This is a genomic window from Myxococcus sp. CA040A, assembly GCF_013336725.1.
Lineage (GTDB): Bacteria > Myxococcota > Myxococcia > Myxococcales > Myxococcaceae > Myxococcus > Myxococcus llanfairpwllgwyngyllgogerychwyrndrobwllllantysiliogogogochensis.
Map to the genome: position 1 here is coordinate 13558 of NZ_JABUMR010000006.1, position 22932 is coordinate 36489.

Consider the following 22932-nt stretch of genomic DNA (forward strand, 5'->3'; position numbering starts at 1 on the left):
TCCTAGGGCTGGAGGAGGGGAACCGCGAAGGGGTCCCCAAGGGCGCGGGAACATGAAGGGTCCGACGATGGACAGGCCGCGGTGAGCCCACCGGGACACCCACAGTCCACGGGGCAGGTGTTCACCGTCTCCGCGGTGCAGATTCCGTCACCGCACCAGCAGTCGCCCGGACAGGTGGCCTCCGTCTCCGCGCCCGCCTGACAGAAGCCGTCCCCGCACCCCAGATGGCAGGAGCCCATGCAGGAGTCGGACAGCGAGGAGACCTGGGCGACAGGGCACGTGCGGACGGCCTGGCCTTGCGTGCCGAGCGCGCCAGGCGGCGGGAGGTCTTCCCTAGCGCCACAGGCCGCGAGCAACGCCAGCGAGAACCCCACCAGCCAGCGCCACGGCCCCGGATGCGAAGCACGTCGAGCCTCGCACACTCCGGGTATGAGATGACGAAAGCGGAGTCGATTCAGCATGTCAGCCCCACGATAAGGGGTTTCGCTATATTCTCGGAACGCTGGCGTTCCCAGTCATTCAATGACAAGCGTGGTTTGGGACACACACCCCTGTCAAGGAAGCGTCCTCGGGAGACTCCATGCGCCGCAAGCGGCTGCACGTTGTCGGGTTGGCTGCGTTCCTGCTCCTGTTGGGGCTGGGCGCCGTGTGGTGGAAGCAAGCGGGGGAAGCATCTTCCGCCCCGGTGGGAAACGCGGCGGCGATTGTGCGGGCTTCCACGAGCCCAGCACCCGCCGAGGCCGTCCCGGACGCGCGCGACGAGGCCGGAAGACGCGCCTGGGTGCCGGGCACGCTCCACCGTCACGCGTTGAGCCTGGGGCTGACAGTGTCCTTTGGCCAACAGAAGAACCCGGCCGCGGCCACGGCGCAGGGCATGCGCTTCGCCCTCCAGGGTGAGTGGGACGTGGGCATCGTCTCCGCCGAGGGAGACACCGTCCTCGTCCGCCTCCACCTGAGACCGGCGAGCTTCGGGCTGGAGGTGGAGGGACAAGGGGCGCTGTCGCCCGAGACGCGGCAGGCGATGGTGGCGGCGCTGTCGCTGCCCTTCTTCGCGACGCTGGACAGGACGGGCGCGGTGTCGCTGACACACTTCGAGCAGGGCGTGGACGAGCTGGCGCGCGGGCTGCTGCGCTCGGTGTTGGCGTCCTCCCAGTTCGTGGTGAACGGCGTCCCCGGGACGACGTGGCGAACCGAAGAGCAGGACACCTCCGGCCAGTACGTCGCGGAGTACCAGCGCCAGGGGACGAGCCGCTTCGACAAGCGCAAGCGGGCCTATACCTTCGTGGCCACGCCACAAGGACTCCAGCCGCCAGGCACGGAGCTGCGCATGAGCGTCAGCGGCGGCTCCACGTTCGAGCTGGGCGAGGGCGCGTGGCTCCAGAGCCTCCAGACGCGCGAGCATCTCACGGTGGAGCCGGGCGAGGGACTGCCCACGGTGACGAACGCGACGGAGCTGACGTTGCGCCTGCTGGAGCGTCGACAGGAGCCGTCGCTGCACGACGCCTTCGCCGCGCGCGCGGGCTTCTTGAACACCGCCGCGCTGGCCACCTTCCAGGGGCAGGCGACGGACCCGCTCGCCCATCATCGACAGGTGCTCGGCTCGCGTCGCTTCGAGGACATCCTCGCGGACCTGCTCGCGCTGCCCACCGACGAGAAGGCCCGCGACGACGTGCGGACGCGGGCCCTGGAGCAACTGCGCGCCCTGCTGCTGCTCCACCCCGAGGAGGCCGCGCGAATCCCCGCCCTGCTGCGCTCGAAGGACCTGTCCCCGCTGGCCGCGAGCGCCATGCTGGGCGCGCTCTCCGCGGCGAGCACGCCCGAGTCCCTGCGCGCCCTGGCGTCGGCCACCGTCGACGCCGCGCTGACGACGGACGTGCGCATGGACGCGGTCTCCGCGCTGGGCATGGCGGACAACCCCATCCGCGAAGGCGTGGACACACTGCGCCAGTTGTCACGGAGCGAGGACCCGAGGCTGCGGGGCACGGCGACGCTGGCCCTGGGCAACTCCGCGCTCCAGCTGAACGACACCGACGCGCGCGGCTCGGAGGCGCTGGTGCAGGAGTTGAAGAACGACTACCGCGCCGCGACGAACGCGGAGCAGCGGGCCCTGCTGCTGCGCTCGCTGGGCAACACGCGGGCTCCGGGCGCGCTCGAGTCCATCGCGGACGCGCTGCGCTCCGACTCCGTGAAGGTCCGCGAGGCGGCCATGGTGGCGCTGCGCGGGATTCCCGGCCCGGAGGCGGACCGCCTGCTGCTGGAGCGTCTGGTGAACGACCCTGTCTCGGAGGTGCGCCGGGGCGCGGTCTTCGCCTGCGGCTTCCGTCCCCTGGAGCCCCTGCTGCTGCCCGTGCTGGGACAGGCGCTGCGCGAGGACGTGTCCGACGGCGTGCGCTCCGATATCATCCAGCTTCTGGGCCAGCACCGGGGCAACACACCTGGCGCCCTGGCCCTGCTGCGCTGGGCAAGCCAGCATGAGCGCAATACCGACATCCGTCGCATGGCCACCACGTACGTGGAAACCCCCACCACACCTGTTCCCTCTCAGTCAGCGCCCTGAAGTTGACGCGACGGACCGTGGAAAGTCAGACATACCGACCCGGCTCGCACCGTGTTTTCACGAACCAATCACATCCAACGACTTCACCCGGAGTAAATAATCGGCCTTCCACCCATCCCCCGGAGGCCCACATGAACAGGGCACTGTCGCGCTTCGTCGCGATGATGCTGGCCGTGGTTCCAGGACTCGGCGCAGCGCAGAGCTACGTCGACCCGAACCCCTACGTCGTCCAGCCCTCGAAGTACCCCTTCGCCGTCTACGCCCCGGGCTACACGCTCAACAACAAGGTGGCGTGGGAGTCGCAGGTCGCGCCATTCGTCCCGGGTGCCAGCTACACGACGACCCAGGAGTACGCCATCCTCCAGGACGAGACGAACCGGACGGGAGGCCAGCTCCAGTACGACGCGTCGGATTTCACGCACAACATCGACGTCCAGCAGGCGGTCATCCCGGAGGCGTTCCAGCACCAGGTCCCTCCGCCGACGGAAATCATGCCGTGGACCAACCCGTCTCAGACGTTCAACAAGTCCTACGTGCGCACGGAGAAGTTCGGCAACAGCCTCTTCGGCGCGGGCTACCACCTCAACGCGCTGCTCACGGCCGAGACGGCGACCATCAACGCGGACAAGAAAGTGGTCGCGGTGGCGGACGGCAGGCTCTTCGCCGCCGTGTTCTCCTCGGAGCACGACGTGGTGCGCGGGCGCGCCCAGGTGGTGGGGCAGAACGGCGGCGACAACAGCGGCACGGCGGCGCTCTACGTGCTGGGCCAGGAGGTCTGGTCCACCAGCCTCTACGCCACGTACTCCCCGCCTCCCATCAACTGGAGCCGGACGTTCTTCTCCGCCTCCAAGACGTTCATGGTGGGGCCGGTGCCCATCACCGTGAAGGCGTCACTCTCCGGCGGCGTGAAGCTGGCGGTGCAGGGGCTCATCGGCCCCACGGTGGCGCGGCTGTCGGCGATACCGGGCGGCTGGTCCAACGTCGCCGCATCCGCGTCAGTGGATGTCATCATCGTCGCCTTCGGCGTGGAGGGCAGCCTGGCGCTCATCAACGCCACCCTGCCCGCCTCGGGCGAGGTGTTCTGGCCTGTCTGCACGCTCGACTGGAAGCTGAAGACGGACCTGGACCTGAACACGCTCTCGGGGACCCTGAAGGCCTTCGCCCGCGTCCGCATCCTCTTCTTCAAGAAGACCTGGTGGGTGACGATTGCCCAGTGGGCCGGCATCACCCACAAACGGACGCTGCTGGGAGTCGAGGGCTCACAGCCCCTGGGCATCTGTAGCTGACACGCCCGAAGAAGACGCTCCACCTCGCGGGCCAGTCACGCGCGCGAGGTGGAGTCAGTCGCCGCCCGGGCTCACAGGCCGTGACGGGCGACGGTGTCCAGCGGGGACGAGGCGTGCAGGGCCACGCGGAAGGTGGTGCCCACGCCCACGGACGACTCCACGGAGATGTGGCCGCCCAGCGCGGTGACGATGGTGTCGCAGATGGACAGGCCCAGGCCCGTGCCCAGGCCCGCGGACTTGGTGGTGAAGAACGGGTCGAAGATGCGGCGCAGGTGCTCCGGAGGGATGCCGCCCCCCGTGTCGCGCACCTCCACCAGGACGCGCTCGCCGTCTTCCGGCCGCGTGGTGATGCGAATCTCGTTCGTCTCCGACTGGCCTTCTTCAATCGCGTGCGCGGCGTTGATGACCAGGTTGAGGAACACCTGGAACAGCTTGCCCTCGTTGCCACGCACCGGAGGCACCACGCCGTAGCTCTTCACCAGCCGCGCCCGGGGACGCACCTCGCTGGCCGCCATCTGCGCCACCGAGTCCAGCACCCGGTGCACGTCCACCGGCTCCTCGCGGTTGTCCTCCACGCGGGAGAAGACACGCAGCTGGCGGACAATCTGCCGCATCCGCTCGGCGCCCTCGCGCGCGTCGTCCAGCACCTGGCGGCACTCCACCAGGTCATCGGGCGTCAGCGGACGCGCCCGCGGGCCCACCGTGGCGTGCAGGAAGTCCAGGTTGGAGAGCACGTAGGCCAGCGGGTTGTTCAGCTCGTGCGCGATGCCGGCGGCGAGCAGGCCCATGGAGGCCATGCGGTCGGCGAGGATGAGCTGCGCCTGGGAGCGCTTTCGCTCCGTGAAGTCGCGCGCCATCGTCACCCACGCGGGAGCCCCGTCGAAGACGACGGCCAGCGTCACCAGGTCCGCCACCACCGTCTCGCCGTCGCGGCGCACCAGCGGCACCTCCACCGCGCGCGCCGCCCGTTTTCCCTCCAGCGCCTGGCCCAGGTAGAGCTGCGCCGCGCTCCGGTCCTCCTCGCGCACCAGCTCCAATACGTGCCGGCCCACCAGCTCCGACGCGTCCCGGTAACCCAGGTACTGCACCAGCGCCGGGTTCACCGACAGCAGCACGCCGTCCCCCACGTGCACCATGACGGGGTCCGGGAAGGCCTCGATGAGCAGGTGGACGCCGGCCTCGGTGCGCCGCAGCGTCGTCTCCGTGCGCACGCGCAGCGCCTTGTCCGTGCGCTGCTCCAGCGCGAGCGACAGCGTGCCCGCCGCGCCCGACAGGAGGTTGACCTCGATGGGCCCCCAGGGCCGCGCCTCGCGACAGTTGTCGAAGCCGATGACGCCGAAGAGCTGCCCATGCACGTGCAGCGGCAGGAGCAGCACCGAGCGCACGCCCTGCGCCTCCAGCATCGGCCTCAACACGGGCGTGAAGCTCCAGGGCAGGCCCTGCACCGGCTCGCCGCGAATCAGCGCGGAGGCCTGCTCGGGCAGCAACGCCTCCAGGAGCGGCAGGCCGTGCATGTTCGGGTCCTCCAGGTTGGGAGGAATCCCCGGCTCGCACCACTCCGCGCGCTGCGAGGCGAGCGGCGCGCCTTCCGCGCTGCGGTGCATCTCGAAGACGTAGACGCGGCTGGCGGCGGACACGCGGCCCAGCGGCTCCACCACGGAGGCGTACAGGTCCACGGGGAGCTGGTGCGGCATCATCCGCCGCTGCACCTCCACCATCGTCTCCAGGTAGCGCTCGCGCGTGGCGACGGCCTCCTCGGCCCGACGGCGGGAGTCGATATCCAGCAGCGTGCCCACCACCTCGCCAGGCAGGCCCGGCACGCTCCGGGCGGCCAGCACCACCCACCGCGCCTCATCGCCCACGGACAGGCGCAGCTCCTGGCGCGCGTCCGGGAGTCGCTGCGTGGCCACGGCCTCCAGCAGGGTCCTCGCCGCCTCGCGGTCCGGGGGGTGTACGGCCTCCAGCAGCGGGTGTCCCTGGAACACCGCGCCGAGCGTCCCGGTCAGCTTCTCCCAGCCGGGGCCCAGGTAGGCGACGCGGCCGTGGGCGTCGAGCTGGAACACCACCTCGCTGAGCAGACCCTCCAGCACCTGGAGACGCCGCGCCATCGCGGCCCCGCTGTCTGGGGATGACGAGGGTGCTCGGGAGGAATGGCCACCCGCGCTCGCCTCGGGAACCGGTACCGGGGCCTCGACACGCCCCACGTCCCGCCGCTCGTCTGCCACTTCGGCCTCCTGCGCCCTCGGCGGGGGTCCAGCGTCCAGGCAGCGCACATGGCTGCCAGAGGCCTGTCCAACACCCTGTGCCCCTCCCGGTGGCGACGTCTTCTCCAGCATAGAGCCGGCGAATGTCGGGAAGTCAATGAAGGCGGAGAAGGTTCACTCCTGGTCGCCCGGTTCCCACCCGCCCGGAGCCCCCGAGCGGTGGCGCTGGCGACGGTCCCCGAGCACACGGGCGGGCACCCCACCGACGACGGCCCAGGCAGGCACGTCGCGAGTGACGACGGCGCCCATGGCCACCACGGCGTGGTCCCCCACCGTGACGCCGTCCGTCACGCCCGCGTTGGCACCTATCCACACATCCGCGCCCAGGGTGATGCCCTGGGAGGTGACGGGCTGGTCTCGCACGGGGCGGTCCGGGGCGAGGCCGTGGTCGAAGGCATAGAGGGTGGCGCCGGTGGCGATGCGGGTGCCCTCGCCGATGCGGATGCCGCCGGCGCCGCCGTCCAGGCTCACGCGGGCGTTGAGGCTCACCCGGGGCCCGAGGACGACGGGGCCGTGGACGAACGCGTCCGCGGCGATGCTGCACCCGGGGCCGATGACGACCGCGCGGCCGGGCTCGGCGAAGATGCGCGCCTCCGGGGCGATGAAGCAGCCCTCGGCGATTTCGACGGTCTCCAGCTCACGCAGGCGCTCCTGCACCTCGCGCTGCCACGCGTCCGCCCACTCACGGTGGCGCGGCTTGAGGGAGAAATAGAGCCACGGCATCCACGAGAGCCGGAGCTTGTGCTGCTCACGGCGGAGCGCGTCCAGGTCCACGCCCCCTGCCTACCATGAGCCCCGGGGGTTCGGGGTGGGCGAGCAGGCGGGGGCTCAACCGTGCCGGGACTCCACGGTGAAGTGGCAGCGCTCGCGCTCGGCGGCGATGACGTCGGTGTCGACGGGGACGGGCTCCAGGCGCAGGACGACGTCATCCGGCTCCCAGCGGTAGGGCTCGCCGTTGAGCGACACGCGGCCCTCGGCCACGGCGCGAGTGGCTTCGAGCAGGGGCAGGTGGGCCAAGTCTCTCATCATCGCCTCGAAGCGGCCCTGACGCGCGGGATCCACGAAGCGGAAGCGGGCCCGGGCGACCACGGCGAGGTGGTACCACATGGGCCGTGAGGCCACGCCGGCGAGGCCGAGTCGTTTGGCCATCAGCACGAACATCTCGGTGGCCTCGCGCGCGAGGCCGAGGCCGGGGACGTCCTGGCCTGGGAGCTGGGGGCGACGCTCGCTGAAGCGCGCGCGGGGATGGCGCAGGCTCAGCCAGTTGACGAAGAAGAAGGGCTCGCCCGCGATGGTGCGCCGCTCCACGACGGCGTCGACGAGCAGGTGCTCCTGTCCGCCCGCGCGGCCCAGGACCTTGATGCGGTCTCCGACGCCGGTGGAGCCCACCTCGACACGCGGGCGGCTGTAGCCCAGCCGCTCCACCTGCCACAGCAGGCCGTAGCGGAAGAGGGCGTACTCCAGTGACTGCGCGGTGTAGTAGCCGAGCACGCGGGGCTGCAACGTGCCGCCCAGGCCGAGCGAGCCCTCCAGGTCCTCCAGCGTGAGCGGCTCATCGAGCGGCTCGCCTTCCTGCGAGAGCAACCGGGAGATGCGCTGATAGCGGGCGCTCAGCGGGTCATAGCGCGCCTTGATGCGGCGGCCGCCCATGCCGGACAGCACGAGCACGGTGCCAGCGAAGACCTTCCAGGACTCGGCATGGTAGCCGCCGCCGGGGAGCCACACGCTGGGCACACCGCGCAGCGTGCGCGCCAGGAGCTGGTCTCGTCGTCGCGCGCCTTGCACGGTGAGGCCCACGCGTCCGAAGCGATCACCCGCGAGCACGTCGCAGCCGGCGATGACGAAGGCGAGGTCGGGCTTGGGCATGCGCGACAGCGTGGCCTCGAGCAGCGCGAGGTAGCCGTCGTCGGTGATGCCCTCGGGCACGCGCGTCTCGTCGACGCCTTCGGGCAGCGAGCCCCAGTCGCTGCCGGACAGCGAGCCAATCCAGACCTTCGGATGTCCGGCCAGACATTCCGCCGTGCCGTCGGGAGGGTGGGCGTCGAGGTCGAGGACGACAGTCTGCCCTTCGTAGCCATCCGCGTTGAGGGAGGCGAGCGCGATGGCGATGTCGTTGACGGCGCAGAAGCCGCCGCCGCGACTGGGGGCGGCGTGGTGGAAGCCGCCGGACATGTTCACCACGGGGCCACGGCGGCCGAAGGCGAGGCGCGCGGCGCCGAGGGTGCCGCCACAGACGAGACGCACGTTGGACAGGAGGGTGTCCACGGGCACTTCGGACGGGTCCACGGCGTAGATGCGAGCCAGGGTCTCCGGGAGGCTGAGTGACTCCAGGTAGGTCGCGTCGTGGACGCGGGACATCTCCGCGTAGCTCACGGGCCTGGGCCGGTAGACGTCCGAGGGGCGGACGACGTGCTTCTCCAGCAGATACCAGGTGGTGAAGTCCACGCCGCGAGGTTCGACGCCGACGGTGGACTCGATGCCGGTGAGGGGGAGTCGGTAGTCCTCTTCGTAGAAGATGGGGACGTGCTCGCTGCGCAGCGAGGGGAACCACCGACCCAGCCAGCTCCAGACGCTCATGCCGCGAACCTCGCGGAAGAGGGGAACGGTCGCGGTGGGGAGGGACGGAAGAGACAGCGCACGGGGCCGTGACTTTCGCCCAGAGGGCGCCTCGTGGGGGCTTTTTCGTGAGGCACAGGGTGGGGCGCGTTCATGCCCGACGCTGGGACCGACGCCCTCTCGGTCTCCTGGAGGCCGAGCAGCCCCGCTGGACGAGTCGTTGGCCTACTTCTGCACGGAGACCGCTGTCATTCCACCTCGCGCCGCGTCTCTTCACGCAAGGCCGGGCTGCGGCGGCGCAGTCCGCGCGCCACGAGCGCCGTCAGCAGCGCCCACGCGAGCCCCGCCACCCAGCCGCCCAGCACGTCCGTGGGGTAGTGCACCCCCAAGTACACCCGTGTCAGTCCCACCAACAGCGGAAGCAGCAGCGCCACCATGAGGATGTATGCCTTCACGCGCCTGCTCTCCGCGAGCTGCGCCAGCAGCGCGCCCAGCGTGAGGTACACGATGGCCGACAACATCGCGTGTCCGCTCGGGAAGCTCGTGGTCATCACCTGCTTCAGGTGCGGCACCACCGAGGGTCGCGGCCGGGAGAAGAACTGCTTCAGCGCCCCGTTCAGCAGCGTCCCACCCACCGTCGCCACGAGCACCAGCAGCAACGTCCGATAGCGCCGCACCAACACCAGGAAGCCGCACACCGCCAGCGTCACCAGGAACAACACCGGCGCGCCCCCCAGTGACGTCACGTCCTCCGCCGTGAGCCGCAACCACCACGGCCCCCTCGGCACCAGCGGGTCCTCCGGACTTCGCAGCGCACGCAACACCCGCTCGTCGAAGTCCTGCGTCTCCCCCTCCGACACCTCGTCCGACAACGCGATGAACCCGAGGCAGCACACGCCCAGCAACAGCAGCATCCCGAAGAGCCGCGTCACCGCCACGTTCTGCTGGGACATCCTCGCCCACAAGCCACGCCACATATCCGTGGCACTATGCCTGGGCTCGCGCACGGAGGCCCGCGTGACTTTCGGACTGTCGTCTCGTGGGCTCCGGCCCCATCACCGGAACCCACGGACACCCATCAGGGCTCCAACGGAAACGGCATACCGGAGTTCGCCTCATCCGCGGGCTTCACCACCGCGAGCGACACCCGCTCCGCTCCGGAGCCCTTCGCCAGTTGCATCACCTTCTTCACGTCCCCGTACGTGAGCGACTGGTCCGCCTTGAGCAACAGGCGCCGCCCAGGTTCCTGCCGCAACACGGCCTTGAGCTTCGCCTGGAAGGCACGCTCGTCCGGATAGGCATCGGACTCCACGAACAGCTTCCGGTCCGGCGTCACCGAGAGGACCAACGGGTCGGGCCCGTCCTCTTTCTCGATGTGCTCCGCCTGCGGAAGCACCACGTCCTTGCCTCGCGTCATCATGGGCGTCACCACCATGAAGATGATGAGGAGGACGAGCACCACGTCGACCAGGGGCGTGACGTTGATGTCACTCTTCACTCCACCCCGGCCACCACCGATGGACATGCCCATGCGCGACTGCTCCTTGCAGGAAGGGACAGCCTCATGGGTACACGGGCACGAAGACCCGTTGGCGGGCGGACGTCCCGCGTCGGGTCATCATTCCGTCACGACGTGGGAGAACTGCTACCTGCCCAGCCGGAGCCGGTCCTGCCCCGCGCTGCCCAGGGCCGCGCCGAACACGCAGAAGAAGTGCAGCACGAGGCCCGGAAAGATGAAGAACCAGTACCCCGCGCCGACGAAGCAGAACCACAGGATGGCCCGGAACAACTGGCCCTTGTAGAGCTGGCCCAGGCCCGGGATGAAGAACGACAACACCCCGGCAATCAGGGAGTTGAAGCGGCGCTCGCGGATGATGTCGGTGGTCATGACGGCCTCCAGTCCTCCGCTCTTAAAAGCGGGCTCCCCGAAACGAAAATCCCGCCCGTCCCTCAGGGCACCGGGCGAGCAGACGGGGCCGGCGTCAACACCATCCCATCCAGGACACCATACGCATACGCCGCCGCGAAGGCATAGGCCCCCACCAGGTACGTCACGTTGAGCGTCCGCGCCGTCCCCGCGTCACTCGCGCTGTAGCGTCCGTCCGCCCCCCGCATCGAGAGCGAGGTCCCCAACGAGACTCCCGCCACCACGAGCCCCAACCCCTGCGTCACCGCCAGCGCCGCCCCCATCCCCGAGCGCCCGTGCTTGAAGTGCCCCACACCAAAGGGCGCCAGATACCAGGCGCGAGTCAGCGTCGGCGAGGCAGGCACCTCGACCCGTTGCACGGCCTCGACGATGGGTGTCGGCGGCGGGAGCAGCCGAGGACGCCGCTCCGCGCTCAGCTCCGCGATGCGCGTCTGGTGCTGAGCACGCGCGTGCTCCACGAACGCAAGGAAGTCCGGCGGATACAGCAACGGGTCCAGCACCGAGTCACCGTGCACGGCCAACCCTCGCACCACCTCATCCTCCGCGCGGGCGAGCTCTTCTTGCGCGTGGAAGGTGGCCGCGAGCAGCAGGTGCGCCTCCGCCTCCAGCACGTCCCCATCGAGCCGCAGCGGATAGAGCAGGGACTCCAGCTCGGCACGGGCCCGCGGTAGCTCGCCGGACTGGTAGGCACCGCGCGCGCCGTCGAGCGGGGACGCCGCGAGCACCATCATCACCAGGGCCGCGCTCATCACGGCGTCACGTCCAGCGCCACTTCGAGACGACGACCCGCGACCACGTCCACCTCTCGCTGCAAGGGCAGCGCACCCGCGCGGCGCGCCGTCACCGTGTGTCGCCCATGCTCGACCGGCACCGGACCCGAGAGAGGCGCGACGCCCACCTCCCGGCCGTCCACGAAGAGTCGCGCACCCTCGGGAGCGAGGATGAACACCTCCGCCTTGCGCAATGACAACACCACGTCACGCGTCACCGTCTCCCCGGGAGCGAGCGTCACCTCCACGTCGACCTCGTCACACAGGGAGTTGACGAAGCGCAACTGGTAGGTCCCCGCTGGCAGCGAGAGCTCACGCACGCGAGGCGTGTAGCCCCGACTCTCGCCGTTCACGAACACCTCCGCCCACGGGCGCGCCGTCACCTTCAGCACCCCGGGACGCGCGGGGACGGAGGTTCCCACGCCAGGACCTGTTGTCGTCGGCACCGGCGACGGAGAGGCTTCAGCGCCAAGGGGTCCCTCGTCCGGGCTTTCCGTCGGCACGGGAGACTGGGAGGCATCAACGGCCTCCCCTCTCGTCGAACGTCTCGTCGGAGCGGGCTTCGCGGAAGCCACTTCCCCCGAACGACCCCGTGCTCGCCAGGCCTCTCGTATCTGGCGCTCTGAGTTCGGAGCAGGCACCTCATCATCCGTAGGCGCACCAGGCAGCGTGGCGGCGGAAGTGGAGGAGGCATCAACGGGCCGCTGCTCTGGAGCCACCTGCCCTGACGGAGACTCCGCTCCACGCGACGGCGTCTCACCTTCGACTCCCTGGGGCGCCCCCGTCGCGATGGGGTCATCATCGGCCCGAGGCGCGGACCTCGCGCGCTCGCCAGGCACGGTGACGCCCGCCACCTCCACACCGGAGGGCTCAACCCCGCTCCGTCGAGCGAGCGTCCATCCACCCCACCCCACCGTCGCGCAGAGCACGAGCCCCACGCCCACGGCACCAGTCCTCCACCCGGAGCGCCTCGGCCGCTCGCGCAGCAACGCCACCACCTCGGCGGAAGTCGGCTCCAGCACCAGCGCGGCGTTGAGCACCTTCGCGGCCCGCGCACCCTCGCCGCGCGCCAGCAGTCCGCGCCCTTCCCCCAACAACCGCTCGAAGCGCGCCCGGCGCCACTTCATGGCACCTGCCACCGGATTCCCGAAAAACTCCCGAGCCACATCCGCGGGCGGTCCCACCCTTCGCTGGAGCAACTCCTCCAACTCCGACGCCAGCACAGCCCCGTCACGAGGCCTGTCCCGCGCGTCCTTCGCCAGACACCGCGCCACCAGTGACGCCAGCGGCTCGGGCGTTCCCGGCACGACCTCCGTCAGCGACGGAGCCTCCTTCGTCATCACCGACGCGGCCAGGTGCGCCGCGCCCTTGCCCGCGTGCGGCGTCGTGCCCGAGCACAACTCGAACAGGATGACACCCACCGCATACACATCCGAGGCGGGCGAGTACGCGCCCGTGTCGATGCGCTCGGGCGCCATGTACGGCAGCGAGCCCGTCACCGCACCGGTACTCGTGAGTCGCTCCTGGTCCTCCAGCGCGGCGAGGCCGAAGTCCGCCAGCTTCAGCGGCCCTCCTTCCGCCACCAGCACGTTGTCCGGCTTCACGTCGCGGTGGACGATGCCGTGCGCGTGCGCCGCCGCCAGCGCCCGGGCGAGTTCCCAGCCCAGCACCATCACCGCCTCGGGCGGCACCGGCGAAAGCCTCCCCGCCAGCGCGCGCAGGTCCTCGCCCCGCACCCACTCGCAGACGAGGAACGGACCATGGGCGCCATCCTCGCCGTAGTCGTGGACCTCCAGGACGTTGGGATGGTGGAGGGAAGCCGCAAGCTCCGCTTCCCTGCGGAAGCGCTCCGCACGACCCGTGCCGCCTCCAGGATGCATCCGCTTCAATGCCACCGGGCGCGACAGCCGCAGGTCCGTGGCCAGGAAGACCGTGGCCATTCCCCCACGCCCCAACTCCCGATCGAGTCGGTAGCGGCCCGCAAGCACCTCACCCGTCATCACCCGGGCATTCTCGGGGAGCGGGCCCCCGCGAGCAACTCGGGGATTACAGCGACAGCCGACAGGCCTTCGTGTCCCCCGCCTGCTCGCAAGCCCCCACCGCGCCCCCAGGACAATCCCGGTCCAGCCGGCAGGGCTGCCGACACCGCAAGGCCGCCCCCGACGACAGGCACACGCTACACGGCGAGCAGTCCATCGAGTTCTCGCAGACCTCCCCCACCGACGCCGGCGCGCCCGAGCACGCCTGCACGCACAGCCCGTCCGGAGCGCACTGGTAGCCCGGCTCGCAGAGGCCGCCACCTGCATTCGGGTTGCACTTCTCCTCGCACCGCAGTCGCTCCCTGGGACACCCCGCGAAGGTGGGACATTCGAGCGAGTCCACGCACGCCTCCCCCAGTCGAGGCCCCACGACACACTCCTCGTTCGAGCACCGTCGCCCAGCCCGACACGTGAAGTCCGACGCACACGTCAGGGTGCACTTCGAGTCCTCGCAGGCCGCGGCCGAATCCGCGCACTCACACGCCCGCGAGCACTCACCGCCCACCGCCACCGTGCTCGAACACCCCGCGTCCGGCGTCCCACACCCCGTGCCCATGCAGCCCCCATCCGGCGTCGCGCACCCCGTGCCCGTGCAGCCTCCGTCCCCGGACGTCGTCACCGGCACACAAGCAGTCAGCGGCTCGGCCGCCTGGGGCACCGCGCCACAGCCGTACCCCGGACGAGCACAGTCCTCGCCACAGGCCCGCAGGCACTGCCCCAGCTCCGTCGCGCACACGGTGCCTCGCGGACAGTCCCGCGCCTCGGAGCACTCCCGCAGGCAATACCCGCCCGGAAAGCCCAGGCCGCAGGTCAGCCCCGCGCCACACTCCGAATCCGCGCCACAGGCCTCCCCCACCCGCTCCGAGTCCACGGGTTCACAGCCACCCCGCACACAGACCTGTCCCTGGGAACAACCCTGGGACTCGTCGCAGCGGATGCGGATGTCGAGCGGACAGCCCGGCGCGACGAGCAACACGAGCGCGGGCAGCAATAAGAGCAGGAGGAGGCGGCGCATCACCAAGGCCCGGTCGACTCTACGCGGAGGGAGGCTCGAAGCGCAGCCCCCCACACCGAAGGGCCCCGTGCCCCCCGACGCGGGAACACAGGGCCACTTCCGCTCACTACATGCAGGTGCCGAGGACGCCCGGCGCGGAGAAGCACTGGCCGCTCTTGCAGTGCGCGTTCTCCGAGCACGGGAAGCCGAAGGCACCCGGGCTGCAGAAACCGAGGACCGCGCCCGTGAAGGGCTTCACGCAGCTCCACGACGAGGGGCAGTTCGAGTTGTCACGGCAAATCCCCTGCATGCAGAAGCGGCCCTTGTTGGCCAGGTAGCCGTCGTTGCACACCGCGCCGCCCAGGCCCGTGGGGCACGCACCGTCCTCGGCGCACGGCGCGAAGCTGGCGCAGTACGGCTGCCGCGAGCCGTCGTCATCCGGGTCCAGACAGACGGAGTAGTTGTCGCAGCCGTCCTTGAAGTCGCTCGTCTCCGGGTTGCACGAAGGGGGGTTGGCCGGAGGCGCCAGACTGCACAGGCCCTCGATGCAGACCTGGTTGCTCAGGCACTGGCTGTTGGAGGTGCACGTCGGCACGTTCTTGCTCTTGCAGTAGGAGGCCAGGGTGCCCGTGTCCTCGGCGTCGCAGTACTGGTCCGCCGCGCAGTTGGCGTTCGACTGACAGCCAAGCGCACACAGGCCGTTGAAGCAGAACTGCCCGGAGGGACAGGCCTTGCTCGCGCTGCACAGCGCGCCACTCTGCTCGCTGGGGTTCTCGTCGGGCCCCCCACCGTCATCGTCCTTCGTGCTGCCACAGCCCACGACCGCCATCGCCAGGAACAGCCCCATCACGAAATGCTTCATGTTCGTCTCCCCGAGGTTCGGTTGCACCGTGGCGGCCCTCCGCCAGCGTGCGATGACGACCCCCATCGCAACGGGCGTGCCGCGGCCTCGCGAGACACCGAATCGCCCCGATTCCACGGGGTTGCATGACGGCCCTGGCCCGCCGAGGGCCCGGCGCCGGGGGAAACGTGCCAGGACTGGCACGCGGACCGGGCCTCCCGAGGAGGCGGCCTGTCAGTCCCCCTCGCCCAGGTAGCGGAACAGCGAGCGCAGGCCGATGCCCAGCGCCGCCGCCGCGTCCTTCTTGCTGCCGCCACAGCGGGCAATCGCCTCGCGCACGTAGCGCTGGACGAACGCCTCCCGCGCGTCCTCCAGGGGAACCATCGACGTGGCGTCACCGCCCAGCTCCAGGTCCTCGGGCCTCAGCAGCTCGTCCGTCGCCAGCACCGCCGCGCGACGCACCCGGGACGCCAGCTCCCGCACATTGCCGGGAAAGGGATGGCCACGCAGCGCCTCCGTGGCCTTCTGCGTGAAGCCTCGCGCCTTGCGCGACTCCTGCGTCAGCACGTGGTGGGCGATGAGCAACACGTCGTCACCGCGCTCTCGCAGCGGCGGCACATCCACTCGCACTTCCTCCAGCCGGAAGCGCAGGTCCGCGCGGAAGCCGCCGCGTCGCACCGCCTCCTCCAGCGCCACGTGCGTCGCCGACACCACGCGCACGTCCACCTTGCGCGGCTGGTGCTCACCCAACCTCGTCACCTCGCGCTCCTGCACCACGCGCAAGAGGCGCGTCTGGAGCGACAGCGGCATGTCCCCAATCTCATCCAGGAAGAGGGTGCCTCCGTCGGCCGCCTCCACCAGTCCCGCCCGCTCCGAGCCCGCGCCGGTGAAGGCGCCACGCGCATGGCCGAACAGCTCGCGCTCGATGAGGCTCTCCGGCAGCGCCGCGCAGTTGATGGCCACCAGTCGGCCGCGCCGCCCGCTGCGCCGATGGAGCGCCCGCGCCACCAGCTCCTTGCCCGTCCCCGTCTCGCCTTCGATGAGGACGTTGAGCGGGGTGGGCCCCAGTCGCTCCACCTGACGGTACAGCGCGCGCATCGCCGGGGACTCGCCGATGAGCCCTTCGAACGTCGCGGCTTCGATGCGACGGGTGAGGCCGTCCACCTGCGCGCGCAGCTCCGTCAGTTCGCGCCGGGTCGACAGCAGCAGCGCCGTCAGCGCGCAGAGCGCCATGGCCTCCTCCAGCTCCACCGACGAGAAGGCCGGCGCACCGAGTCGGCGCCCCAGGTACACCACCGACAGCGGCACCGACTCCACGCGCAGCGGCACCACCAGCGCGGAGCCCAACCGCAGGGCCTCCAGGCTCGGCGCCCTCGCCAGCGCCGCGTCCGCTTCCACGTCCGCCACCCGCACCGGCGCGCCCGACGTCAGCACCCGGTCCACCAGGCTGTCCACCACCGCCGCATCGGGGCTGGTGCCCGTGGCGCACAGCACGCGCCGGGGCCCCTCGCGAGAGTCCGCGGTGACGAGGAAGCCCACGTCCGCGCCCACCACGTCGGCGAGCCCCCGCATCGCCACCTCCAGCAGCTCCAGCGGAGGGCGCTGCACCAGCAGCCGCGAGGACAGCTCCGCCAGCACCGCCACCAGCCGGCCGTCCCGCCGAGGTGCCACCTCCGCCGCGTCGCGCGCGACGGGCTCCACCGCGTCGACGAGTTCCAGCTCCACCGTGCCCACGCGGAAGCGGTCCCCGGGCTCCAGCGGCGCCAGGTCCACGCGCTTGCCTCGGACCTTGATGTCGCAGCCCTTGCCCGCCGGGGACACGCTCCAGCCTCGCGCGTCGCGGAACAGCAGCGCGTGGCTCGGCTTCACACCGGGCGCGCTGAGCACGGCGTCGCAGGTGGCATCAGAGCCCACGGAGACGACGGGCTTGTCCAGCGGGAGACGGCGGCCGTCGGGGAGGACCAGGAGCTGGGGCATGGCGGGAGCGGACCGACTTGTGTCGCATATCAGGAATGAGGGAGGCGGGCGCGTGCGGGGCCTGACGCTCCCTCCAGCGAGGCATTGTCCGGACGCATCCGGCTGCTATCACAGGGCCCCCGGAAGGAGCTTCCCATGGCCATCGCCACCATCGACCCGACGACGGGCAAGACGCTGCGCACGTTCAACGCCCTCACCCCGGCCGAGCTGGAGTTGAAGCTCCAGCTGTCGGCGGACACGTTCCGCGACTACCGCCAGACGTCCTTCGCCGAGCGCGCCCGGTGGATGCGCCGCGCCGCGGAGCTGCTGGACGCGGAGGCGGAGCGCTTTGGCCGCATCATGACGGAGGAGATGGGCAAGCCTCTGGAGGCCGCGAAGGCCGAGGCCCGCAAGTGCGCCACCGCCTGCCGCTACTACGTGGCCAAGGCGGAGGGGCTGCTCAAGGACCGGCCCATCGAAGTGGGCGGCGACACCGCCTTCGTCCGCTACCAGCCGCTGGGCCCGGTGCTGGCCATCATGCCGTGGAACTTCCCCTTCTGGCAGGTGGTGCGCTTCGCCGCCCCCGCGCTGATGGCGGGCAACGTGGGCCTGCTCAAGCACGCGCACAACGTCCCCCAATGCGCGCTCGCGCTGGAGGAGGTCTTCCTGCAAGCGGGCTTCCCGGCCGGCTCCTTCCAGACGCTGCTCATCGAGACGGCGGACGTGAATCGCGTCATCGAGGACCCGCGCGTGCGGGCCGTGACGCTCACCGGCAGCGAGGCCGCGGGCCGCTCGGTGGGGGCGTCCGCGGGCAGGTCTCTCAAGAAGGTGGTGCTGGAGCTGGGCGGCAGCGACCCGTTCGTCGTCATGCCCAGCGCGGACCTGGACAAGGCCGTGGAGACCGCGGTGTCCGCGCGCCTCATCAACAACGGCCAGTCCTGCATCGCCGCCAAGCGCTTCATCGTCGCCGAGCCCATCGCCGCCGAGTTCGAGCGCCGCTTCGTGGAGCGCATGAAGCGCGTCACCGTGGGCGACCCCACGGACCCGAAGACGGACGTGGGTCCCCTGGCGACGGAGGGCATCCTCAAGGGCCTGCACGCGCAGGTGGAGCAGAGCGTGAAGGCCGGGGCGCGCCTGCTGCTCGGCGGCAAGCCGCTGGAGCGTCCGGGGAACTTCTACCCGCCCACCGTGCTCGCGGACCCGCCCACCAACGCGCCCGCCTTCCATGACGAGCTGTTCGGCCCGGTGGCCACGCTGCTGCGCGCGCGCGACGTGAAACACGCCATCGAGCTGGCGAACGCGACGCCCTTCGGCCTGGGCGCCAGCGTGTGGACGAAGGACGCGGCGGAGCAGCGCCAGTTCATCGACGGCGTCGAGGCGGGCATGGTGTTCGTGAACGAGATGGTCGTCTCGGACGCGCGGCTGCCCTTCGGCGGCGTGAAGAACTCCGGCCACGGGCGCGAGCTGGCCGACCTGGGCATCCACGAGTTCCTCAACGCCAAGACGGTGCGCGTGGCCAGCACGTCCGCGAGCGAGTCGTCGCCCAGGGGCCGCGCCCTCAGCGAGTAACCCTCAGCGCGTGCGCACCCGGTCATCGGGCGGGCGGTGGACCTCCTCCAGCGCCTGCGTCACGGCCTCCACTTCAGAGCCCAGTTGCTCCACGCTCTGGCGCAGGCCCAACCCGGCGATGTCCTCGCCGGCCGCGTCCGCCGAGCGCACCCGCAGCACCTGCGCGTACAGCCCCTCCAGCGTGTAGTAGAGCCGCGTGTGCTCGGCCTCCAGGCGGTCCGCCGCCGTGGCCAGCTCCGCGCGCTGCTCCCGCTGGGCGTCGAGCGCCGTCAGCGCGCCTCGCAGCCGCTCGCGCACCACCGCGTCCTTCTCCGCCTCCACGCGCGCCGCCAGGGCCTGACGCTCCTCCTCCAGCCGACGCGCCTCCTCTGGCGTCGCGAGCGCTCGCAGCTCCCGCTCCCGGCGCGCCAGCGCGTGACACCCCTGGCGCAGCGCCTCCACCGTGCGCTCCGGCGCATGCACCACCTCGCGCAGCACCGCGGGCCCCTGGCCCAACTCCGCGAGCAGTCGCGAGCACAACGCGTCCACCCGGGCCGTCCTCGGGTCCTCGGGGGCTCCTGAGACCTCGGCCTGCTTCTCCGGTGCCTGCTCCGGCAGCCGGGGCCCCTGCTCTTCCGAAGGGCGCTTCAGGTACTTCGCCGCGACGAGGAAGAAGCCCAGCGCCACGAAGACGAGCCACCACAACCGCCGGGGCTGCCCCATCGCCAGGAACAGGCACGTGGTCGCCACCGCGATGAAGGCCGCGGCCTTCCCCGGGTCCCTGGAGCGCTGGGAGGAACGCCGGGTCCGCACCGCGTTGCTCGCGGCCCGCCGGGCCTCCTTCCGCCACTGCTTCTCCCACTGCCGTCGGACCTTGCGAGGAGGCAGGCGACCCGTCTTCCGCACCCACGCCTCCACGGCCGCATCCTCGCGAGCACGCCCTTCCGACAGGGCACCCTCCAACCTGCGCAGGCGCTCGTCCTGAAGCTGCGGGGAGGGAGGCGGAGGTGACTCAGGAATGCGGGGCACACGGTACGATAACGACTTCACCTCGCGACGAGGGAGGGTGAGACTTCGGGGCTAATCCGGGGAAATGCTCAATCGTTTGCATTCTCCCTGGAAAAGGCCCATGAGATTGCGTCCGCGGGGGGCACAAGGGGTTCGGTGTCGTGGAGAGCATGGAGGAAAAGGGGGAGCGCGGGGAGTTGGGCCCTGACGCCATCCGCGCCCTGCGTGGAGGGCACAGTCGTGCTGCCTTCGCCCGCATGCTCGGTGTCACCCCCCTCACCGTGTACCGCTGGGAGCTGCCGGAGTCGGCGCCCCAGGCGCGCAAGCCCCGAGGTCGGGTGGCCCAGTCGCTGCGCCAGTTGCTGGGCGCCGGTGGCCTGTCTGGTGTGTCCCGGCTCCCCTCCCTGTCCCGTCAGCCCCTGCGTCCCGAGGAGAGCGTCCGGCTCCAGCCCTGCCTGGAGCGCCTGAAGCGGGCGGAGTGGCGCGCGGCGGAGGAGGAGCTGCTGGAGCTGGGAGCCTCGGGTGTGTTGAAGACGCCGGGCGCACGGGCCCTGGCGGCGGTGGGCCTGGCCCACCTTCAACGCTGGGGACGAGAGGACTGCCGGGGCGCCTTCGCCACGCTGCTGCCGCACCTGGGCGAGGCCGAGACAGGCCTGTTGCCGGAGTGGGTGGAGCTGCAGGTCCACGCGCTCGCGGCCAACCTCTACGCGTCACCGGACGGCAAGCTGTTCGACGCCACCAGGTCCGATGCGCACGTCGCTCGCGCCGAGGCGTTGATGGCGGAGCATCCGGACGCGGACGCTCGCTGCCTGTTGCGCATGGCGCAGATGGCGGGCGCCTTCTACCTGGGTGAAGCCGAGCGGGTGGCGCGCTACTCCGGCCGCGTGGCGGAAGCGCTCGCGGGCGTGACGGACCCGGCGCTGCGCCTGCTGGCCGAGGACATCTGCGCGCACGAGGAGGCCATCCGGGGCGAGGCCACGCAGGCCACGCGGCGCTTCCGCGAGGTGGCACAGGGCGCGGCGCGGCTGGGCTATGCCTTCCTGGAGGCGCGCAACCTCGCCTTCCTCGCGCAGCGCCGCCTGGATGAGGCGTGCGAGCCGGAAGAAGCGCTCCTGCTGGTGCGCCGCACGCGCGAGGCCGCGTACGGCGGACGCATGGCGCGGGGCTTCTCCTTCATCTTCGCCGCGCGCGCGGAGGCCGAGGCGCTCCTGCGACTGGCCCGCTTCACGGAAGCCGAAGCGGTGCTGGACGAGGCCGACGCGGTGGTGGCCGAGCTGAGCTGGACGCCGCTGCACCTCGCGGTGACACGCGCACGACTGTGGCTGACGACGAGCAAGCCCGCGGAGCTGCGCCGTCTGGCGGCGAAGCTGTCCGCGTATGACGGCTCCATCCAGCGCTCCCTCACCGGCGCCTATGCCCTCTTCGTGGAGGCCATGGCGGACCTCTCCAGCGGCCCCGCCGAGCACGCCGCCGCGGGCTTCGCCGCCGCCGGTGCGCGAAGCATGGAGCTGGGTGGCTGGCCCTACCTGCGTCGCGAGTGCCTGCTGTACGAGACGGCCGCGCGCGTCTACGCGGGCCACCGCGAGGAGGGCCGCGTGGTGCTGCGCCGCACGCGCGCCTTCCTGGAGCGGATGCCGTCCGCGTGGCACTCGGCGCTGCTGCACCGTTTCGAGGCCTTGTTGCTGGTGCTGGAGGGTCGCACCCGCGAGGCCCGCGAGCTGCTGGAGGCATCGCTGGGCACGTTCCGCCTCTCCGGCGACGTGTGCATGGCGGCCTACACGCGCAACCTCCTGGCGTGGCTGGCGAAGCACGAGGGAGACCCCGCCGCCGACGAACTGCTCGCCGCCAGCGAGGCGGAGCTGCGCCGCCTGGGCGGCATGACGCCGCCGCCCAACTTCATTCCCCCCTCGGTGCGTCCCCCCAGCGCGAGCGCTCCGGGCACCGACAGCACTCCCGCGACGCGACTGGGCGCGGAGGCGCTGGTGGTGCCCTTCGAGCGGCTGTCCGTGCGCGGAATGGGTGCGCCCCTCATCCAGCGTGAGCTGCTGGGCGTGCTGGAGGGCCTGTTCCCCGGCTGCGCGCCGCGCCTGGAGGAAGTGGACTCCCAGGGCCGCATCACCCTGCTGGCGGGGCTGGGCACCGTGCCGAGCACGGACGAAGTGGAGTTCGGTGACGGCTGCGGACGCAGGCTGAGGCTGGGCGTCGCCGGGCCCCTGCCCGCGGATGGCCGCGCGCTGCTCACCGCGCTGTCACGGCTGGGCGGCTTCGCGCTGGAGGTGGCGACCCTGCGCGGCTTCGCGGCAGTCGACGTGGAGGCGCCAGGCCCCAACGAGTCTCCGGCGGAGGAGACGGCCCGGGACGCGGAGCTGCCGGGCTTCATCGCCGCCTCGCCCTCCATGAAGCGGATGCGCGTGGAGCTGGCGCGCCTGTCCGCCAGCCGCTCCACTGTCATCGTCACCGGCGAGTCCGGCGCGGGAAAGGAAGTCGTCGCGCGAGCGCTGCACGTGCTGTCCACCCGCTCGCAGCGCCCCTACGTCGCCTTCAACTGCGCCGCCGTCCCCAAGGAGCTCTTCGAGGGACAGCTGTTCGGCTATCGGCGCGGCTCCTTCACCGGCGCGGCGTCGGACCACCCGGGCGTGCTGCGCGCGGCCCACGGCGGCACCCTCTTCCTGGACGAGATTGGCGAGCTGCCGCTGGACGTGCAGCCCAAGCTCCTGCGCGTGCTGGAGAACGGGGAGGTGTTCCCCCTGGGCGAGACACGGCCGGTGGAGGTGGACGTGCGCGTGGTGGCGGCCACGCACCGTGACTTGAGCCAGCTGGTGCGCGAGGGCCGCTTCCGCGAGGACCTCTACTACCGGTTGCAAGTGGTGCCGGTGCGGGTGCCGCCGCTGCGCGAGCGCCGCGAGGACGTGGTGGCGCTGGCCAGACACTTCGTCCGGCAGCTCACACCCGAGGGGCAGACACCGCCGAGGCTGGGACCGGATGCCCTGGCGGCGCTGATGGCCCACTCCTGGCCCGGCAACGTGCGCGAGCTGCGCAACGTCATCGAGCGCTCCATGGCCTATGGGCCGCTGCCGACGGTGCTGGGGGCAAAGCAGATGCGCATCGCGGGCTGAGGGTTGAGGAATCATCCCCAACCCGCGATGCGCCCCGCCCTGTTTCCCCACACCCCTGTGGGAACCCTAC

The 22932-nt window shown here is 71.2% G+C and carries 16 protein-coding genes; 4 read left to right on the top strand and 12 right to left on the bottom strand.

Features of this window, described 5'->3' with window-relative positions; translation table 11 throughout:
- Positions 1 to 580 precede the first annotated feature (580 nt).
- On the top strand, positions 581 to 2557 hold the full coding sequence (locus tag HUA75_RS26135) for a HEAT repeat domain-containing protein (RefSeq protein WP_174487920.1): 1977 nt from the start codon (positions 581 to 583) through the stop codon (positions 2555 to 2557).
- A gap of 131 nt (positions 2558 to 2688) precedes the next feature.
- On the top strand, positions 2689 to 3843 hold the full coding sequence (locus HUA75_RS26140) for a hypothetical protein (protein ID WP_174456879.1): 1155 nt from the start codon (positions 2689 to 2691) through the stop codon (positions 3841 to 3843).
- A 71-nt stretch (positions 3844 to 3914) separates the two neighbouring features.
- Here the strand turns inward: HUA75_RS26140 and HUA75_RS26145 are convergent, their stop codons facing one another.
- The 11 genes from HUA75_RS26145 to HUA75_RS26195 all read right to left on the bottom strand — a co-directional run bounded on the left by HUA75_RS26145 (position 3915) and on the right by HUA75_RS26195 (position 17211).
- On the bottom strand, positions 3915 to 5951 hold the full coding sequence (locus HUA75_RS26145; protein WP_217446288.1) for an ATP-binding protein: 2037 nt from the start codon (positions 5949 to 5951) through the stop codon (positions 3915 to 3917).
- A gap of 270 nt (positions 5952 to 6221) precedes the next feature.
- Positions 6222 to 6881, bottom strand: a complete 660-nt coding sequence (locus HUA75_RS26150) for an acyltransferase (protein ID WP_174456881.1) — start codon at positions 6879 to 6881, stop codon at positions 6222 to 6224.
- 54 nt (positions 6882 to 6935) lie between these two features.
- Positions 6936 to 8684, bottom strand: coding sequence for a histone deacetylase (locus HUA75_RS26155; RefSeq protein ID WP_141649322.1), 1749 nt, complete (start codon positions 8682 to 8684; stop codon positions 6936 to 6938).
- Positions 8685 to 8911: 227 nt separating this feature from the next.
- The gene (locus HUA75_RS26160) at positions 8912 to 9616 is read right to left on the bottom strand and encodes a phosphatase PAP2 family protein (RefSeq protein WP_254613971.1); all 705 of its coding nucleotides are present in this window, start codon (positions 9614 to 9616) and stop codon (positions 8912 to 8914) included.
- 125 nt (positions 9617 to 9741) lie between these two features.
- The gene (locus HUA75_RS26165) at positions 9742 to 10194 is read right to left on the bottom strand and encodes a biopolymer transporter ExbD (RefSeq protein ID WP_174487922.1); all 453 of its coding nucleotides are present in this window, start codon (positions 10192 to 10194) and stop codon (positions 9742 to 9744) included.
- Between the two features lie 114 nt (positions 10195 to 10308).
- A complete protein-coding gene (locus HUA75_RS26170; RefSeq protein ID WP_141649318.1) occupies positions 10309 to 10551 on the bottom strand; it encodes a hypothetical protein in 243 nt (80 codons plus the stop codon).
- A gap of 62 nt (positions 10552 to 10613) precedes the next feature.
- The gene (locus HUA75_RS26175) at positions 10614 to 11339 is read right to left on the bottom strand and encodes a hypothetical protein (RefSeq protein WP_217439211.1); all 726 of its coding nucleotides are present in this window, start codon (positions 11337 to 11339) and stop codon (positions 10614 to 10616) included.
- Entirely contained in the window at positions 11339 to 13360 is a 2022-nt protein-coding gene (locus HUA75_RS26180) for a serine/threonine-protein kinase (RefSeq protein ID WP_174487923.1), read from the bottom strand. The genes HUA75_RS26175 and HUA75_RS26180 overlap by 1 nt, the downstream gene beginning before the upstream one ends.
- Positions 13361 to 13406: 46 nt before the next feature.
- Positions 13407 to 14414, bottom strand: a complete 1008-nt coding sequence (locus HUA75_RS46925) for a hypothetical protein (RefSeq protein ID WP_254627791.1) — start codon at positions 14412 to 14414, stop codon at positions 13407 to 13409.
- Between the two features lie 106 nt (positions 14415 to 14520).
- Positions 14521 to 15255 carry a Dickkopf N-terminal cysteine-rich domain-containing protein gene (locus tag HUA75_RS26190; protein WP_141648497.1) on the bottom strand — a complete coding sequence of 245 codons (735 nt, stop codon included), beginning with the start codon at positions 15253 to 15255 and terminating at the stop codon, positions 14521 to 14523.
- A 213-nt stretch (positions 15256 to 15468) separates the two neighbouring features.
- Positions 15469 to 17211 (bottom strand): sigma 54-interacting transcriptional regulator, encoded by a 1743-nt coding sequence (locus tag HUA75_RS26195; RefSeq protein ID WP_141648498.1) that lies wholly within the window; start codon positions 17209 to 17211, stop codon positions 15469 to 15471.
- 135 nt (positions 17212 to 17346) lie between these two features.
- On the opposite strand from HUA75_RS26195, the gene HUA75_RS26200 reads away from it, so the two are divergent.
- Complete coding sequence (locus HUA75_RS26200; RefSeq protein ID WP_174487924.1) at positions 17347 to 18759, top strand: NAD-dependent succinate-semialdehyde dehydrogenase; 1413 nt, start codon at positions 17347 to 17349, stop codon at positions 18757 to 18759.
- A 3-nt stretch (positions 18760 to 18762) separates the two neighbouring features.
- Here the strand turns inward: HUA75_RS26200 and HUA75_RS26205 are convergent, their stop codons facing one another.
- Complete coding sequence (locus tag HUA75_RS26205; protein ID WP_306440944.1) at positions 18763 to 19767, bottom strand: hypothetical protein; 1005 nt, start codon at positions 19765 to 19767, stop codon at positions 18763 to 18765.
- A gap of 140 nt (positions 19768 to 19907) precedes the next feature.
- Between HUA75_RS26205 and HUA75_RS26210 the strand changes: the two genes are divergently transcribed.
- Positions 19908 to 22862 (top strand): sigma-54 dependent transcriptional regulator, encoded by a 2955-nt coding sequence (locus HUA75_RS26210; RefSeq protein WP_141648500.1) that lies wholly within the window; start codon positions 19908 to 19910, stop codon positions 22860 to 22862.
- The last annotated feature ends 70 nt before the right edge of the window (positions 22863 to 22932 follow it).